Genomic DNA, 16539 nt, shown 5'->3' on the forward strand with positions numbered 1-16539 from the left:
GGGGATGCTTCTGGCCATCGATTGCGGCAATACCAACACCGTGTTTTCGATCTGGGACGGGGAACGGTTTCTCGCGACCTGGCGCACCTCGACCGAATGGCAGCGCACGGCTGACCAGTATTTCGTCTGGCTTTCGACTCTGATGAAGATCGGCGGCATCGAAGCGACGATTGACGAGATGATCATATCTTCGACCGTGCCGCGCGTGGTGTTCAACCTGCGTGTCCTGGCAGATCGCTACTTCGGCTGCCGCCCCCTCGTGGTGGGCAAGCCCGAATGCCGCCTGCCGGTGGCCCCCCGCGTCGACGCGGGCACCCAAGTGGGCCCCGACCGGCTGGTGAACACGGCGGGCGCATGGGATCGCCATGGCGGCGACCTCGTGGTGGTGGATTTCGGGACGGCGACGACCTTCGACGTGGTCGGGCGTGACGGGGCCTATGTCGGCGGGGTGATCTCGCCCGGGGTCAACCTGAGCCTTGAGGCCTTGCACCAGGCGGCGGCGGCCTTGCCGCATGTCGATGTGAGCAAGCCCGAGAAAGTGATTGGCACCAACACGGTGGCCTGCATGCAGTCCGGCATCTTCTGGGGCTACGTCGGCTTGGTGCGCGGAATATGCGACCGGATCAGGGCGGAGCGCGAGCGCCCGATGCGGATCATCGGAACCGGGGGGCTTGCGCCTCTCTTCGCGCAGGGCGACATGCTGTTCGACGATATCGAAGAAGACCTTACGATGCACGGGCTGACCGTCATCCACAGATATAACAAGGAGACCGCATGAGCGGCGAAAGACTGATCTACCTTCCTCTCGGCGGCGCCGGCGAGATCGGCATGAACGCCTATGTCTACGGCTATGGCAAACCGGGGCAGGAACGGCTGATCGTCGTCGATCTCGGCGTGACCTTCCCCGACATGGACACCACGCCGGGCGTTGACCTGATCATGCCCGACATCTCGTGGCTCGAGGCGCGCAAGGACCGCATCGAGGCTATTTTCATCACCCATGCCCATGAAGACCACGTGGGCGCGGTCGGCCACTTCTGGAAGCGCCTCGGCGCCACCATGCACGCGCGCAAGTTCACCGCCGCGATCGCACGCCACAAGCTCGACGAGCACGGCGCGCCCGAGAGCGTGCTAAACGTCGTCGAGCCTTGGCCCGCCGTCGTGAATGCTGGCCCCTTCAAGGTCGGCTTCGTGCCGATCAGCCACTCGATCCCCGAAAGCTCGGGCCTCGTGATCGACAGCCCCGAAGGCCGGGTGCTGCACTCGGGCGACTTCAAGGTCGACCACACCCCGGTGGTGGGCGAGCCTTTCAACCCCGACCTCTGGGCCGAGGTGTCCAAGGGCGGCGTCAAGGCGCTGATCTGCGACTCGACCAACGTGTTCTCGCCGCAGCCCGGCCGCTCGGAAGCGACGCTGGCACCCGAGATCGAAAAGCTGATTTCGGCACAGCCGGGCATGGTCGTCGCCACGACTTTCGCCTCGAACGTGGCCCGCCTCAAGACGATCGCCATCGCCGCCGACCGCGCCGGGCGTACCGTCTGTCTTCTGGGTCGCGCCATGCGCCGCATGGTCGAGACGGCGACCGAGTGCGGCCTGCTGCACGGGTTTCCCAAGACCGTTGGCCCCGAAGAGGCCGCCTCGATCCCGCGCGAGAAGCTGCTGCTGCTCGTCACTGGCAGCCAAGGCGAACGCCGCGCCGCCAGCGCCCAACTGGCGCAGGGCTCTTACCTCGGGCTGAAGCTGCAGGAGGGTGACAGCTTCCTGTTTTCCTCGCGGACCATTCCGGGCAACGAGCGCGGCGTCATCAAGATCATGAACCAGCTCTCCGAAAAGGGCGTGGATGTGATCGAGGACACGCACGGGCTGTTCCACGTCTCGGGCCACGCCAACCGTCCCGACCTGCAACTGCTGCATGACATCGTGCGTCCGCAATTCCTCGTGCCGATGCATGGTGAGCACCGTCACCTGCGCGAGCACGTGAAACTTGGCCTCGAGCGCGGCCTTCCGGGGATCGTCGCGGTCAACGGCATGATGCTGGACCTGTCGGGCAACGCGCCCAAGGTGGTCGAGTATGTCGACACCGGCCGCAGCTATCTCGACGGCTCGGTGATGATCGGCGCGATGGACGGCATCGTGCGCGACCGGATCCGCATGTCTCTCAACGGTCATGTCACCGTCACGATGATCGTCGATGAGAACGACGAACCCCTGGGCGATCCGTGGTGCGAGATCATGGGCCTGCCAGAGACGGGCCGCTCCAAGGCCAAGCTGGTGGAAACGTTGGAATCCGATCTGGCTGCCTTCGTGAACAAGGCGGGCCGCCGGATGATGCGCGACGAGGACAAGCTCGACCGCGAGCTCAAGCGGATCGCACGTTCGACCACGCAGGCCGAGACTGGCAAGAAGCCCGAGGTCAACGTCGTGGTCAGCCGCCTGAGCTGATTGCGGGAAGCTGGGCCGGGGGCGTCGCGCTCCCGGTCTGTCGCCGACCCGACGGATGTAAAAAGGGGAGCCCTGGGGCTCCCCTTTTGTCATTCCGATATCTGCGTGAAGTGCCGCCGGTACGAGGCTGGGACGGCCCGGCCCCCGAGCCAGAGGTTCATCCGCTGCAGACGTAGACGGCGCTGCCGATCACCACGACAGAGGCCGCCGCCGCGCCGATGGCCACGGGGCCGGTGAGCGCCGCCGTAACGCCAGGAGCGGCCGTGCCGATGCTCGTCGCCAGCCACTCCGCTGTGCCCTTCAGAACCAGCGCGCCCGAGCTGTGCAGCAGGCGCTGCGGTTCGGCCACGGCTTCGGCGGGCGTGGGCGGCGGCGTCAGGACCAGCCCGGCCAGCGCCGCGCCGGTGTCGATCGCACCGTCGGCGGCAGCGTTGACGCGGTCGCATGTGGTGACGCTGCATTGCGCGGTGGCCCCGCGTTCGCCCGGCACCAGCAGCCAGCCGTCGTCATCGGGATCGGGGTCGAGGCAGTAGCCTTCGGTCTCCTCGGGCGGGAGTTCGATCGAGAGGTAAGTGTAAAGCACTCGGCTGTCGCAAGCTGGCGGGGTGCCCCAAGTCTTGTTCCAGACCTTCCCTGGCCAGCGCGAGAGCCTTTCGCGCGTGCCGAGCTTGGTGTCGAAGGCGATGGCGTCGTCATAGGTGACGACGGTCTCGCGCCCGTTGACGGTGGCGGTGCAACGTCGCTCCTCGGCCTGCGCGGGCAGGGCCGGAAGCAGGAGCGCGAGTGCCAAGGCCGGAGCGATGCGCATCATGTGGGGCGCGCCTCAGCCGGCGCGCCGCTCCTCGAAGCTTTTGGCGATGAAGGCGGGGGTATCTTCGCCCATGCCCACGACGTCCTCGTCGCGCGACTCGTGGCGACGACGATCGCGGCCACCGCGGTTGCGATCACGCTCGTTGCCGCGCGGCTCGGAGCGGCGGGCCTCGACGGGGGCGGGCTCGGCTGCCGCTTCGGGCACCGGGGCCAGCTTGGCCTCGACCTTGGGTTCAGGCGTGGGCTCAGGCCTAGCCTCGACTTTCGGCTCGGGCTTGGCCTCCGCTTTCGGCGCAGGCTGTGCCTCGGTCTTGGGTTCCGCCTTGGGGGCCTCGGGCGCCTTCTCGAGCGTGGCCTCGTCGCGGTTGCGCGACCGGGTGCGCGTGCGGGTGCGGCGCGGGCGTTCCTCCTCGGAGGCGGCCTCGGCTGCGGGTGCCGCGGCCTTGGATCCGCGCGGGTCCTCAAGACGCGGGATCGCGTTCTGCACGAGCCGCTCCACGTCCTCGAGGTTCTTCTCGTCGCGCGGGTTACAGATCATGATCGCAGAGCCCTTGCGGCCTGCACGACCGGTGCGGCCGATGCGGTGCACATAGTCCTCGGCGTGGCTCGGCACATCGAAGTTGAACACGTGGCTCACCGCCGGCACGTCGAGACCGCGCGCGGCGACGTCGGAGGCCACGAGGATCTTCACATTGCCGGCGCGGAAACCGTCGAGCGTGCGCGTGCGCTGGCTCTGGTCGAGGTCGCCGTGGATCGGCTCGGCGTCATAGCCGTGCTTCTTGAGGCTCTTGGCCACCACGTCTACGTCCATCTTGCGGTTGCAGAAGATGATCGCGTTGGTGCAGGCCTCGCCTTCGGCGTCGATCAGCGCGCGCAGGAGGTCGCGCTTTTCGGTCGCTTCCTTATCCTTGCGCGAGGCACGAAACATGACCACGCCTTGCTTGATGTTCTCGCCCGTGGTGGCGGCGCGGGCCACCTCGATCTTCTCGGGGTTCGAAAGGAAGGTGTTGGTGATCCGCTCGATCTCGGGCGCCATGGTGGCCGAGAAAAACAACGTCTGGCGCGTGAAGGGCGTCAGACCGAAGATCCGCTCGATGTCGGGGATGAAGCCCATGTCGAGCATCCGGTCGGCCTCGTCGACGACCATGATCTGCACGCCGGTCAACAGCAGCTTGCCGCGCTCGAAATGGTCGAGCAGGCGGCCGGGGGTGGCGATCAGAACGTCGACGCCTTTGTCGATCAGCGTGTCCTGCTCCTTGAACGACACGCCGCCGATGAGCAGTGCCTTGGTGAGCTTGGTGTGCTTGGAATAGGTGTCGAAGTTCTCGGCCACCTGCGCCGCGAGTTCACGCGTCGGGCAGAGCACCAGGGAGCGCGGCATCCGGGCACGGGCGCGACCACGACCCAGAAGCGTGATCATCGGCAGCACGAAGCTCGCGGTCTTGCCGGTGCCGGTCTGCGCGATGCCGAGCACGTCGCGGCCTTCGAGCGCGGGCGGGATCGCGCCCGCTTGGATCGGGGTCGGCGTCTCGTAACCGGCTTCGGCAATCGCCTTGAGCACCTTGGGATCGAGATTGAGGTCGGAGAATTGGGTCATATGAGCCTTTCAGACTGCGGCACCGATTGGCCGCAGGAACAGGCGCGGCCCGCCCGGCCGGATTGCCGGGTCATTCGACTTGGCGTGCCTTAGGCCGAAACCCCGCCGAGGTCAAGATTGACGGGGGAACGGGGCGGGGCGGGGCGCGTTGCGCATCTGAGCCCCGTGACCGGGGTGCCACGAAATTGGAGAGACCGATGATCAAGAAGCATGGCAAGGCGCATTGGAGCGGCGGCATCAAGGATGGCGGCGGCGAGATCTCGACACAGACCGGTGTCCTGAAGGATCAGGCCTACGGCTTCAACGCCCGGTTCGAGGGCGGCCCCGGCACCAACCCCGAGGAGCTGATCGGCGCGGCGCATGCGGCCTGCTACGCGATGGCGCTGTCGCTCGAGCTTGGCAAGGACGAGCTGACCGCCGACGACATCGACGTCCAGTCCACCGTGTCGCTGGAAAAGGTGGGCGAGGGGTTCGAGATCACCAAGATCCACCTCGACGTGACCGCGAAGGTCCCGGGCGCCTCGGAAGAGCAGTTCCGCAAGGCGGCGGAGGCCACCAAGACCGGCTGCCCGGTCTCGAAGCTGTTGAAGGCCGCCGAAATCACGATGGATGCAAGCTTAAGCTCATAAAAAGTTAATGGACCTTATAAGGTGCGCGTCAATAGACGCGCACCTCACTCTACCAGTCGATATATGTTGACGATGGATTCGGCCAATTGTCTGCAAGCCATTCATAAACTGTTTTTACCCAATTTTCGTCGCTAGCGGCTTTGGGGCCACAATATCCATTACCAGCTACCCATGTTTCGAACCGGCATGCTAGCCCATCGATATTTGTGCTGCCGAACTCATCTGATAGGAAGGCATAGCCATCTTTAGTGACGCGGAGTTGGCGATGTGCGCTGTCGTCTTTTGACGCCAAAAGACGAGATACATTTTCTTCAGTGAAGTCTGATTGATCGTTAAGATTTATATGCAATTTTCTACCTAAACTTACCCTACACCATCATTTCCTTGGTCGCGGTGAGACGGATCTCGGGGTGATCCCGCTCCACCCGGTCAATGTCCCACTGCATCCGCGTGAGATAGACCAGATCGCCGTCGTTGTCGGTGGCGACGTGCTGCTTGTTCTTGGCGGCAAAAGCTTCGACCGCCGCCTTGTCGCCCGCCATCCAACGCGCCGAGGTGAACTGCGATGGCTCGAAGCGCACCGGAAGCCCGTATTCCAGCTCGATCCGGCTTGCCAGAACCTCGAACTGCAATGCACCGACGACGCCGACGATGAAGCCCGAGCCGAAGGTCGGCTTGAAGACCTTGGCGGCCCCTTCCTCGGCGAACTGGCTCAACGCCTTGTCGAGGTGCTTGGCCTTCATCGGGTCGCCCGCGCGGCAGGTCTGGAGGAGTTCAGGCGCGAAACTCGGGATGCCCGAGACGCGGATGCTCTCGCCCTCGGTCAGCGTGTCGCCGATCCGAAGCTGGCCGTGGTTGGGAATGCCGATGATGTCACCGGCCCAAGCCTCTTCGGCCAATTCGCGGTCCGAGGCGAGAAACAGCACCGGGTTGGTGATTGCCATCTGTTTCTTGGAGCGCACATGGGTCAGCTTCATGCCCCGCTCGAAATGGCCCGACGCAAGCCGCACGAAGGCGACGCGGTCTCGGTGCTTGGGGTCCATGTTGGCCTGCACCTTGAACACGAAGCCCGCGACCTTGGTCTCTTCGGGCGCGATCTCGCGGGGCATCGCTTTCTGGACCTGCGGCTCGGGGCCGTAGGTGCCGATACCCTCCATCAGTTCGCGCACGCCAAAGCTGTTGATCGCCGAGCCGAACCAGATCGGGGTCATATGGCCCTCGAGCACGGCCTGCGGGTCGAGGGCTGGCAATAGCTCGCGCGCCATCTCGACCTCTTCGCGCAGCTTTTCCAAGAGATGCGCGGGCACATGCTCGGCGATCTTCGGATCATCGAGCCCGTCGATGGCGATGCTCTCGGCGACGCGGTTGCGGTCGGCCCGGTCGATCAGCTCGAGCCGGTCGCGCAGCAGATCGTAGCAGCCCAGGAAATCGCGCCCGACGCCGATCGGCCAAGAGGCCGGAGTCACGTCGATGGCGAGGTTCTCCTGAATCTCGTCGATGATCTCGAAGGTGTCGCGGCTCTCGCGGTCCATCTTGTTGCAGAAGGTCAGGATCGGCAGATCGCGGAGGCGGCAAACCTCGAACAGCTTGCGGGTCTGGCTCTCGACGCCCTTGGCGCCGTCGATCACCATCACGGCTGCATCCACCGCCGTCAGCGTGCGGTAGGTGTCCTCGGAGAAATCCGAGTGGCCGGGCGTATCGACGAGGTTGAACCGAAAGTTCTTGAAGTCGAAGGACATCGCCGAGGCCGAGACCGAGATGCCGCGGTCCTTTTCCATCTGCATGAAGTCCGAACGCGTGCGCCGCGCCTCGCCCTTTGCGCGGACCTGACCCGCCATCTGGATCGCGCCCCCGAACAACAGGAACTTCTCGGTCAGCGTGGTCTTGCCGGCGTCGGGATGCGAGATGATCGCAAAGGTCCGGCGGCGGGCGATTTCGGGCGGGAGGGCGGGGCGGTTGTCCATGTCCGCGCTATAGAGGCTGTGCGCGCGGGGGGCAATCGTCCGGCTGCGGCCTAAAGCCCCGAGGCACGCCGCAGCAGCGCCACGGCGTCGGGCCCGGTCAGAAGGCTCTCGGAGACCTCGTAGGACAAATGCTGCGGCGTGGCATGGCGCGCGGTGCCGCCAGGCAGCGCGCCCATGGTGCGGTGATCGACCAGCAGCGATTCCGCGGCGATGCCCTCGGCATAGACGATTTGGTGGTCGTCGAAGACCAGCTGGTAATACTCGGCGAAGCCGCCGTCGCTCTGTACCACGCTGTCACCGTTGATGAGATGGCGCACCCGCACCATCAATTCGGCCCGGCCCGCGCCGACGTGATCCTCGCGCTGCCACACGAAGATGCGGTGATCGGGGCTGAGCCAGAGGTCGCGCGCATTGTGCAGCGCCCCCTCACGGATCAGAACCGGCGCGAACCGTCCCGTCGCACGCAGCGTGGTCTGGCCGATCCAGCGCAGAACCTGCGGGCCGTCGTCGCGTGTCAGAATCCTGTCACCGGGGGAGAGCCGTTCGACCGGCACCTGCGCGCCGCTGGCCAGCGCGATATGCGTGCCACGGGTGAAGGACACACAGGCCAGCTGTGCCAGACGGGCCGTGCCTGCATGGCGGTCGATCCCTACGAGGCGGTAGTCCTCGCCCTGCAGCAACCGCCCCAATGGCAGCAGGTAGACGGCATGCGCCGCGCCTGCCTCGACCTCGACGAGTACGATCACCTCGCTCGCCGCCCCGTCGCGCGCCATCAATGTGAGGCAACTGTCGATATGCAACATTCGTCCGGTCTGTTCGTCCGCCGCGCCCTCGACGACCCGAAAGCTGGCGTCGCTGTCGGCGCGCAGCGTCAGCCGCCGCCCCGGTGTCTTGGCCTCGACGCGGTAGACATCGTCCAACACAAGCTCGTCGGCAAAGCTCATCGGGTCGCCCTGCGCCACGCCCTGCGCCACGCGCAGATCGGCCGCGTCGAAAACCATCAGGTGCTGCAGCTCGGTCACGTCGGTCATCTGTGTTCCTGACTGGCGGCGCTCGACGGGCGATCATTGCCCGGCGCGCAGCCCGATGCTAGGCCATGTGCGTAAACAGGGAGGTATCTGATGGATCTGGGCATCAGGGGTAAACGGGCGCTGGTCTGCGCCTCGTCAAAGGGCTTGGGACGGGGTTGCGCCGAGGCGCTGGCAGAGGCGGGCGTCGATCTGGTGATGAATGCACGCGGCGCCGAGGCGCTGGAGCAGACGGCGCAGGAGATCCGCGACCGCTTCGGCGTCGAGGTCACCACCGTTGCTTGCGACGTGACCACGCCCGAAGGGCAGGACAAGGTGATCGCGGCGGCGCAGGGCGTCGACATTCTCGTCACCAACGCGGGCGGTCCGCCGCCGGGACTATGGACCGACTGGGACCGCGAGGATTTCATCCGCGCGCTCGATGCCAACATGCTCACCCCGATCGCGCTGATGAAGGCGCTGGTGCCCGGGATGATGGATCGTGGCTGGGGCCGGGTGGTCAACATCACTTCGCAGTCGGTAAAATCGCCGATCCCGGCGCTGGGCCTGTCGAATTCGGCGCGCGCCGGCCTCACCGGCTATGTCGCGGGCACATCGCGGCAGGTGGCTCCGTCGGGCGTCACCATCAACAACCTGCTGCCGGGCATCCATGACACCGACCGCGCCGCGTCGCTCGATGGCGGCGTGTCCAAGAAGGAAGGCATCACCGTGGACGAGGCGCGCGCCAAGCGCGAGGCGAGCATTCCGACCCGGCGTTACGGGACGGCCGCCGAGTTCGGCGCGACCTGCGCCTTCCTGTGCTCGCAGCATGCGGGTTTCATGGTCGGTCAGAACGTGCTGCTCGACGGCGGCGTCGGCAACCAGACCATGTAAGCTTGCGGGCGCGGGGCGGTGTTGCTAGGGCAATCCGACGCATTTGATCGGGATTTTACCTTGTCCGAAACTGCCGCCTCCGCCCAGCCTGCCCCTGTCCGGACCGCCGCTGCCGCCCGGCTCGAAATCCGCGATCTCACCCGCGTCTTCGCGGGGCGCGAGGTGGTATCGGGTGTCTCGCTCAAGGTGATGCCGGGGCAGGTGACCTGTCTGCTCGGCCCCTCGGGCTGTGGCAAGTCCACCACGCTTCGGATCATCGCGGGTGTCGACCGGCAGGATGCGGGCGGCGTCTATGTCGACGGTGTGCCGATTTCAGAAGGTGCGCTGCACATGCCACCGGAGGCGCGTGGCATCGGACTGATGTTTCAGGACTTCGCGCTGTTCCCGCATCTCGACGTGGCGCGCAACGTGGGCTTCGGGCTCAAGGGTCCGAAGGCCGAAACCCGCGCCCGCGTCGAGACGCTGCTCGACAAGGTCGGGATGCGCCGCCACATCGACCGCTTTCCGCACGAGCTTTCCGGTGGTGAACAGCAACGCGTGGCGCTGGCGCGGGCATTGGCCCCCAGCCCTCGCATCCTGCTGATGGACGAGCCGTTCTCAGGCCTCGACGACCGGCTGCGCGACGACATCCGCGACGAGACGCTGGCGGTGCTCAAGGCCGAAGGCACGGCGGTGCTTCTGGTCACGCATGAGCCTGCCGAGGCGATGCGCATGGCTGACGAGATCGCGCTTTTGCGCGACGGGCGCGTGGTGCAGCAAGGCGCGCCCTACAATATCTACAACGCGCCGCGCGACCGCGAGGCCGCCGCCTTCTTCTCGGATATCAACGTGATCGAGGGCACCGTGCAGGGGGCGCTTTGCGACACGCCGTTCGGGGATTTCCTGACGCCCGGCCTGCCGGACGGCACCGAGGTCGAGATCGTGATCCGGCCCCAGCACCTGCGCATCGACTTCGACCGCAAGGGGCGTGGGCCGAATCCGACCGCGATCGAGGGCACGCCTGCCTCCGGGACGGTGGAGCGGTCGCGGTATTTGGGCGCATCGAGCCTCGTGGAGTTCCGCATGGACCACGATGGCGAGATCCTGCGCGCCTCGGTGCCGTCGGTATTCCTGCCCAAGCCCGGCACGCGGCTGTGGCTGATGATGCGGCGGGACCGGTGCTTCGTGTTTCCCAAGCGGCGCGCCGGCTGAGATGCGGCTTTGGCTAGCCGCGTGATGCTTCTAGATCCGCCAGCGTCCGGCCTGCCTCATCCACGAACAGCTGCGGCAGCACGCGCAGCGCCGTGATGCGATCGACCCGCAGCTCGGCAAAGCCCTTGTTCGTCTCGCTCCACCCCGCCAAGGTCCAGACCCGGCCCCAGTAGTCGAGCCGCAGCGGGCGCAGCACCTGCGCCGCCTCGGCCCCGTCCGGGCCGCGCAGCGTCACTTGAAGCTTCTGCCGTGCACGGATCGCGGCGCGCAGCGAGGCCATGTGACGGAACCCCGCGATCGCATCGCCCAAAGGCGGGGTGGCAAAGCTCCACCCCCCGGCGCGGCCACGGTCCTCGGGCAGCACCGCGTCGATCCGTCCCGACAGGCTGCGCGCGGCGTCGCGCAACTCGGCATCCTCGGCCTGCGCCACCGCCGCGAGGCCGAGGTGCAGCGCCTCGAGCTCGGTCATGGTGAGGTTCAATGGCGGCAGCGTCACCGCCGCCGTGGCGCGGTAACCCAGACCCCGCCGCCCTTCGATCGGCACACCGGAGGCGATGAGCCGATCCATGTCGCGGTAGATCGTGCGCAGCGACGTGCCCAGCCGCGAGGCGAGATCCTCGGCGCGGTGCAGCCGCCCGTCGCGCAGGATGCGGATCATCTCGACGAGTCGGTCGGCACGGGGCATGGACGATCCTTCTGCTGACACAAACATGGCAACTGACAGGTTTGTGTCAAGAAAAGCGGCGCCGCGCCAGCCGAATGAGGCTTCCGGCCTTTTACCCGGCTGGCAGGGGGCGTATCTGGGGGCTGCGAGACAATGCGCGGCCGCATCGGGCCGCCGGGATGGGAGACACGCCATGCTCAACAATATCGGCCTTCCGGGCCTTCTTCTGATCGCCGTCGTGGTGCTGGTTCTGTTCGGCCGGGGCAAGATTTCCTCGCTGATGGGCGAAGTCGGCAAGGGCATCACCGCCTTCAAGCGCGGCGTCGACGACAGCAAGCGCGAGATCGACGACCACTCGAAGTCGATCAACGAAGCGGGCACCGTGCACGAGCCGGGCACCGTCGAAGACAAGGACCGGGTGTAACCCCGAGACACAGGATAGACCGACATGTTCGATCTGGGCTGGAGCGAGCTTCTGCTGATTGGGGTCGTGGCGCTGATCGTGGTCGGCCCCAAGGACCTGCCCGGCATGTTCCGCGAAGTCGGCCGCTTCACCGGCAAGGCCAAGGCGATGGCGCGCGAGTTCTCGCGGGCCATGGAAGACGCTGCCGATGAAAGCGGCATGCGCGATATCCAAAAGACCATCAAGGCCGCCGCCGACCCCAAGAGCTTTGGCACCGACGCGCTGAAGAAGAACCTCAAATCCGGCGGCGCCAGCAAGCTGTCGGAAGAGCGCGCGGAGACCCGCCGCAAGATCGAGGAGGCCACTGGCAAGGCCGCGACCGAGCGGCAGGCCCGTGAGGCGGCGGTGCCGACCGACGAGGAGCTGGCCGACCTGGAGCCCGAGTTCGAGGCGGCATTCGAGGCCGAGCCGATCAGCGCCCCGGCGGAACCGCTGGGGACCGTGCAAGCGGACGCCACGCGAAAGGATGACACGACATCATGAGCTCTTCCGACGAGATCGAAGACAGCTCGGCACCGCTGATCGAGCATCTGGCCGAGCTGCGCGGTCGTTTGATCCGATCCGTGCTTGCCTTCGTGGCAGGCATGATCGTGTGTTTCACCGTCTGGAATCCGATCTTCGACTTCCTGACCCGGCCCTTGTGTTCGGCCATGGCCGCGCGGGGCCAGGAAGATTGCGGCCTGATCCTGATCGCACTGCAGGAGGGCTTCTTCGTCGCGGTGTCGATTTCGATGCTGGGCGGTCTGGTGCTCGCCTTCCCGGTGATCTCCTACCAGATGTGGCGTTTCGTGGCACCGGGCCTCTACAAGTCCGAGAAGGGCGCGTTTCTGCCCTTTATGATCGCGTCGCCCTTCATGTTCTTTCTCGGCGCATCTTTCGCCTATTACGTCGTCACGCCGCTGGCCTTCGACTTCTTCCTCGGCTTCCAACAACCGGGCAGCCTGACCACCGGGGTCGAGAACGACACCGCCGTGGCGGGCATCGCGTTCCAGGGCTCGGCGCAGGCCTATCTCGCGCTGACCATCAAGTTCATCGTGGCCTTTGGCCTGTGCTTCCAGCTGCCGGTGCTGCTGACGCTGATGGGCAAGGCGGGGCTGGTCTCGGCCAAGGGGCTGGGATCTGTGCGCAAATACGCCGTCGTCGCGATCCTGCTGCTCGCCGCCGTGGCGACGCCGCCGGACGTGGTGAGCCAGGTGATCCTTTTCGTCGTGGTCTACGGGCTCTATGAGATCTCGATCCTCTTGGTGGCACGGGTCGAGCGCAAGCGCGAGGCGCATCTGCGGGCCGAAGGGCTTTGGATCGACGAAGACGAAGATGAGGAGGATGCGAGGTGAGCGGTGACGCGCTCGACCGTATCGCACTGGCGCTGGAGCGGATGAGCCCGCCGCCCCAGCCCGCACCTTCCTTGCAAGGCGCACCTGCCTATATGTGGCAGCCTGCCCCCGACCGCCTGGTCGCGGTGCCACGGGTAAGCCGCGTGGATCTTTCGCTGCTTCTGGGCATCGATCGGGCGCGCGACACGCTGCTCGCCAATACCCGACGCTTTGCGGAGGGGCTGCCCGCGAACAACGCGTTGTTGTGGGGTGCGCGAGGAATGGGAAAGTCGAGCCTCGTCAAAGCGGTACACGGCGCTCTTCAGGCCGAGTTCCCGCATCTCAAGATCGTGGAAGTGCAGCGCGAGGACCTTCAGAGCATCGACCGCTGCCTCGCGATCCTGCGCGCTGCCCCGCAGCGGTTCGTGCTGTATTGCGACGACCTGTCATTCAGCCATGACGACGCGCATTACAAGTCGCTCAAGGCGGTACTCGACGGCGGCATCGAGGGGCGGCCCGAGAACGTGGTGCTCTATGCCACCTCGAACCGGCGTCACCTGATGCCGCGTGACATGATCGAGAATGAGCGTTCCACCGCGATCAGCCCTTCAGAAGCGGTCGAGGAAAAGGTGTCGCTCTCGGACCGCTTCGGCCTTTGGCTCGGTTTTCACCCCTGCGATCAGGACCAGTTCCTGTCGATGGTCCGGGGCTATTGCGATGCTTATGGCGTGGCGATCGACGAGGCACGGCTGCGCGCCGAGGCGATCGAATGGCAGGCAACGCGGGGCGGTCGTTCGGGCCGCGTGGCATGGCAGTTCTTCACCGATCTGGCAGGCCGTGAAGGTGTGAAGATCGGCTGACATTGCCTTGGTCGGAAACGAAAAAGGGCCGCCCATCTGGGCGGCTCTTTTCTTGTGTTCGCCTCAGATCAGGGCAAGTAGCTGGTCGGATCCTGGCTTTCCATGCCCTTGCGGACCTCGAAGTGCAGCAGACTCGGGCTGCCCGACTTCACCTTGCCGATAGTCTGGCCCTTGGTGACGCTGGCACCCCGCTCGACCACGAGATCGACGACATGGGTGTAGACCGTCAACAGCTCGTCGGGATGGCGGATCACGACGATCTGGATGCCTTCGGTGTTGGTGGTGATGGCGGCGACCGTGCCCGCGGCTGCGGCTTTCACGGCGCTGCCCGCGGGCGCGCCGATGTCGATGCCGTCGTTGCGGCCCTTGGAATAGGCGCGGATGATGCTGCCTTGGGCGGGCATCGACATGGCCGAGGCCTTGGGCTTGGACTGCTCGGCCACCGGCTGTGGCGTGGGCGCAGGTGCCGGTGTCGGCGCGGGCGCGGCGGCAGAGGCCGTGGGGGCCGGCGCAGGAGCAGGCGCGACAGGTTCGGGGCGCTCTTCGGGCAACGGTGCGGCTGCCGAAGGCGGCGTCGGGGTCGGGCTGCCGGCACCAGGGGCGGTGACGGGCGCAGGCGCCGCGCTGACCGGTGCGGTCTGGGCCGTACCGGCAGGTGGGATGAGCAGGAACTGCCCCTCGCGCACTGCGAGATCCGAGCCGAGGCCGTTCCACTCAGCCAAGCTACGCACCGGAACGTTGTAGAGCCGCGCCACGGAGTAGGCCGTCTCGCCGCGTCCAACCTGGTGCCGCACTGGCTCTTGCCCGCTGGGAAGCGCACGCGGAGCGGTGGGCAGGGAACTGGCCGTCGTGCTCGTCGCCGGTGTCTGGGGCACGGCTGCCGGGGTGACCGGCTGCGATTGGGGTGTCGCCCGGTCAATGGCCGCGCCTGCGAGGGTGGTGACGTCAATCCGGCCAGAACCGGTCGACCCGGTGCTGAAGGGCGGGTTGCTCGGTGTGATCGGACCGGTGGTCTGGGCCCCGGTCGCGGGTGAGGGTTCGGCCACACGGCTCGGCAGGGCGATCACCTCACCGCCGCGCAGCGTGGTGTCGGCGGACACGCCGTTGTAGCGCGCAAGCGAACCGGGCTCGAGCCCGAGGCGCGAGGCCAAAGAGACGACCGAGTCACCTTCGCGTGCCACCGCGACCTGGTAGTTGGGATAAGAGATCACGCCGCGATCGTCGGGGCGGGGGCGCGGCGGCGGGTTCAGCGCGGCGGCCGAGGTATCAAAGCCGTTGCCGATGTCGCGCAGGTCCGGATCGAACGGCTCCGCACAGGCCGCGAGCAGCACCAAAGCAGTGGAGCATGCGAGCGGCCGCCATGCACGGCGAAGTAAGGTGGTCTGCATCGATCTCGTCCTCGTTCCCTCTGTCCCCCGTGTCCCCCGAGGGTTGATACTTGCGGAATGATCCCGCCTCAGTCCTGTCCTAGCCCTTCGACGAGCGGCACGAAGCGCACCGCGCGCAATTCTTCGTAGTCGAAGCCGCTCTCGCTCCGTGTCACCCGGATCAGGCTTTGCACCGTGTCCGACTGGCCGACCGGAAGTACCATGATACCGCCCACGCGAAGCTGCGCCAAGAGCGGGCCGGGCGGATCCTCGGCCGCGGCGGTCACGATGATGCGGTCAAAGGGGGCTTGTTCGGGCAAGCCGAAGGAGCCGTCGGCCGTGATCGCCGTGATGTTGGGCAGATCCATCTCCTCGAAGATGGTCCGGGCTTCGGCCACGAGGCTGCGAAACCGGTCGATGGTATAGATGCGCCGTCCCAGAAGGCTCAGGATCGCGGCCTGATAGCCTGAGCCGCAGCCCACCTCGAGCACCTTGTCGCGCGGCTGCACATCGAGCGCCTGGGTCATCAGCGCCACCACTGACGGCTGGCTGATGGTCTGACCGCAGGCGATGGGTAGCGGCATGTCGGCATAGGCACGCTCGGCGAAAAGGCCTTTCACGAAACGCGCGCGGTCGATCTTTTCCATCGCGTCGAGCACGCGGCCATCGGTCACGCCGTGCGATCGGAGCGCATAGAGAAACCGCATCTTGGCATCGGCGTCAAAGCTCATGCAGCGCCTTCCCCGAGCGCCGCGGTCACGGCGTCGAGCGCGTCATGCGCCGTGAGATCGGCCCGCATCGGCACGACCGAGATGTAGCCGTCGAGATTGTCCTGCGCATCGGTGCCGGGGCCGGTGGGCACGTCCTGCCGCCCGCCACGCACCCACAGAAAGCGCCGTCCCGAGGGCGAGACATGCGGTTCGACGCCAAAGGAGGTCTCGCGGCGGAAGCCCTGCCGCCCGACTTTGAGCCCACGCACCTCCGCGCCCGGCAGAGCGGGAAAGTTGACGTTGTAGAACAGGCGGTAATCGGCTTCGGCGTCCCAGATGGCGTGATCGAGCAGCCGCCGCACTATCGCCGCGCCATGCACCCTCGCCGCATCGAAAGGGTCGTCGCTCTGCGCATTGCCGGGGCCATAGAATTGCGACAGGGCGATCGCGGGCAAACCGTGCAGCGCCGCCTCCATGGCACCGCCGATGGTGCCCGAATACATGGCGTTCTCGGCGGCGTTGTTGCCGCGGTTGACGCCCGAGAGCACGAGGTCAGGGCGGCCCTCGGCCATCACGTCGTGTAGGGAAAGAGTGTAGATCTCGGTGGTCGCCGTATCATTAAAAAAAA

At 66.3% G+C, this 16539-nt stretch carries 17 protein-coding genes; 9 read left to right on the plus strand and 8 right to left on the minus strand.

The features are described from left to right. The first annotated feature begins 4 nt into the window (after positions 1-4). Positions 5-778 carry a type III pantothenate kinase gene (locus AADJ02_RS17935; RefSeq protein ID WP_341214370.1) on the plus strand — a complete coding sequence of 258 codons (774 nt, stop codon included), beginning with the start codon at positions 5-7 and terminating at the stop codon, positions 776-778. Continuing rightward, the gene (locus AADJ02_RS17940; RefSeq protein ID WP_341214371.1) at positions 775-2442 is read left to right on the plus strand and encodes a ribonuclease J; all 1668 of its coding nucleotides are present in this window, start codon (positions 775-777) and stop codon (positions 2440-2442) included. The genes AADJ02_RS17935 and AADJ02_RS17940 overlap by 4 nt, the downstream gene beginning before the upstream one ends. 157 nt (positions 2443-2599) lie before the next feature. Here AADJ02_RS17940 and AADJ02_RS17945 read toward each other — a convergent pair whose 3' ends face one another. Together AADJ02_RS17945 and AADJ02_RS17950 are read right to left on the minus strand one after the other, a co-directional pair. Next, the gene (locus AADJ02_RS17945) at positions 2600-3253 is read right to left on the minus strand and encodes a hypothetical protein (protein ID WP_341214372.1); all 654 of its coding nucleotides are present in this window, start codon (positions 3251-3253) and stop codon (positions 2600-2602) included. A 12-nt stretch (positions 3254-3265) separates the two neighbouring features. Then, a complete protein-coding gene (locus AADJ02_RS17950) occupies positions 3266-4849 on the minus strand; it encodes a DEAD/DEAH box helicase (RefSeq protein ID WP_341214373.1) in 1584 nt (527 codons plus the stop codon). 197 nt (positions 4850-5046) lie between these two features. On the opposite strand from AADJ02_RS17950, the gene AADJ02_RS17955 reads away from it, so the two are divergent. Continuing rightward, on the plus strand, positions 5047-5478 hold the full coding sequence (locus AADJ02_RS17955; protein ID WP_341214374.1) for an OsmC family protein: 432 nt from the start codon (positions 5047-5049) through the stop codon (positions 5476-5478). Between the two features lie 368 nt (positions 5479-5846). Here the strand turns inward: AADJ02_RS17955 and AADJ02_RS17960 are convergent, their stop codons facing one another. Together AADJ02_RS17960 and AADJ02_RS17965 are read right to left on the minus strand one after the other, a co-directional pair. Beyond that, complete coding sequence (locus AADJ02_RS17960) at positions 5847-7442, minus strand: peptide chain release factor 3 (RefSeq protein ID WP_341214375.1); 1596 nt, start codon at positions 7440-7442, stop codon at positions 5847-5849. A 50-nt stretch (positions 7443-7492) separates the two neighbouring features. Continuing rightward, positions 7493-8473 carry a Hint domain-containing protein gene (locus AADJ02_RS17965; protein WP_341214376.1) on the minus strand — a complete coding sequence of 327 codons (981 nt, stop codon included), beginning with the start codon at positions 8471-8473 and terminating at the stop codon, positions 7493-7495. Between the two features lie 90 nt (positions 8474-8563). On the opposite strand from AADJ02_RS17965, the gene AADJ02_RS17970 reads away from it, so the two are divergent. Next, entirely contained in the window at positions 8564-9343 is a 780-nt protein-coding gene (locus AADJ02_RS17970; RefSeq protein ID WP_341214377.1) for an SDR family oxidoreductase, read from the plus strand. Positions 9344-9403: 60 nt separating this feature from the next. After that, a complete protein-coding gene (locus AADJ02_RS17975) occupies positions 9404-10534 on the plus strand; it encodes an ABC transporter ATP-binding protein (RefSeq protein ID WP_341214378.1) in 1131 nt (376 codons plus the stop codon). A gap of 13 nt (positions 10535-10547) precedes the next feature. Here the strand turns inward: AADJ02_RS17975 and AADJ02_RS17980 are convergent, their stop codons facing one another. Then, a complete protein-coding gene (locus AADJ02_RS17980; protein ID WP_341214379.1) occupies positions 10548-11219 on the minus strand; it encodes an HTH domain-containing protein in 672 nt (223 codons plus the stop codon). A 172-nt stretch (positions 11220-11391) separates the two neighbouring features. On the opposite strand from AADJ02_RS17980, the gene AADJ02_RS17985 reads away from it, so the two are divergent. From AADJ02_RS17985 to AADJ02_RS18000, 4 genes are read left to right on the plus strand one after another with little or no spacing between them, the layout of a single operon-like run. Beyond that, on the plus strand, positions 11392-11622 hold the full coding sequence (locus tag AADJ02_RS17985) for a twin-arginine translocase TatA/TatE family subunit (RefSeq protein ID WP_341214380.1): 231 nt from the start codon (positions 11392-11394) through the stop codon (positions 11620-11622). Between the two features lie 24 nt (positions 11623-11646). Then, positions 11647-12144 (plus strand): Sec-independent protein translocase protein TatB, encoded by a 498-nt coding sequence (gene tatB, locus AADJ02_RS17990; protein WP_341214381.1) that lies wholly within the window; start codon positions 11647-11649, stop codon positions 12142-12144. Next, positions 12141-12995, plus strand: a complete 855-nt coding sequence (gene tatC / locus AADJ02_RS17995; RefSeq protein ID WP_341214382.1) for a twin-arginine translocase subunit TatC — start codon at positions 12141-12143, stop codon at positions 12993-12995. The genes tatB and tatC overlap by 4 nt, the downstream gene beginning before the upstream one ends. After that, entirely contained in the window at positions 12992-13834 is an 843-nt protein-coding gene (locus AADJ02_RS18000) for an ATP-binding protein (protein WP_341214383.1), read from the plus strand. The genes tatC and AADJ02_RS18000 overlap by 4 nt, the downstream gene beginning before the upstream one ends. Positions 13835-13902: 68 nt before the next feature. Here AADJ02_RS18000 and AADJ02_RS18005 read toward each other — a convergent pair whose 3' ends face one another. The 3 genes from AADJ02_RS18005 to AADJ02_RS18015 form a co-directional block, all read right to left on the minus strand. Next, positions 13903-15222, minus strand: a complete 1320-nt coding sequence (locus AADJ02_RS18005) for a peptidoglycan DD-metalloendopeptidase family protein (protein WP_341214384.1) — start codon at positions 15220-15222, stop codon at positions 13903-13905. Between the two features lie 68 nt (positions 15223-15290). Next, positions 15291-15932, minus strand: a complete 642-nt coding sequence (locus tag AADJ02_RS18010; protein ID WP_341214385.1) for a protein-L-isoaspartate(D-aspartate) O-methyltransferase — start codon at positions 15930-15932, stop codon at positions 15291-15293. Further along, the coding region (locus AADJ02_RS18015; protein WP_341214386.1) for a 5'/3'-nucleotidase SurE at positions 15929-16539 on the minus strand (611 nt) is incomplete at its 5' end. The genes AADJ02_RS18015 and AADJ02_RS18010, both read right to left, overlap by 4 nt.

It is taken from the genome of uncultured Limimaricola sp. (assembly GCF_964022235.1).
Classification (GTDB): domain Bacteria; phylum Pseudomonadota; class Alphaproteobacteria; order Rhodobacterales; family Rhodobacteraceae; genus Limimaricola.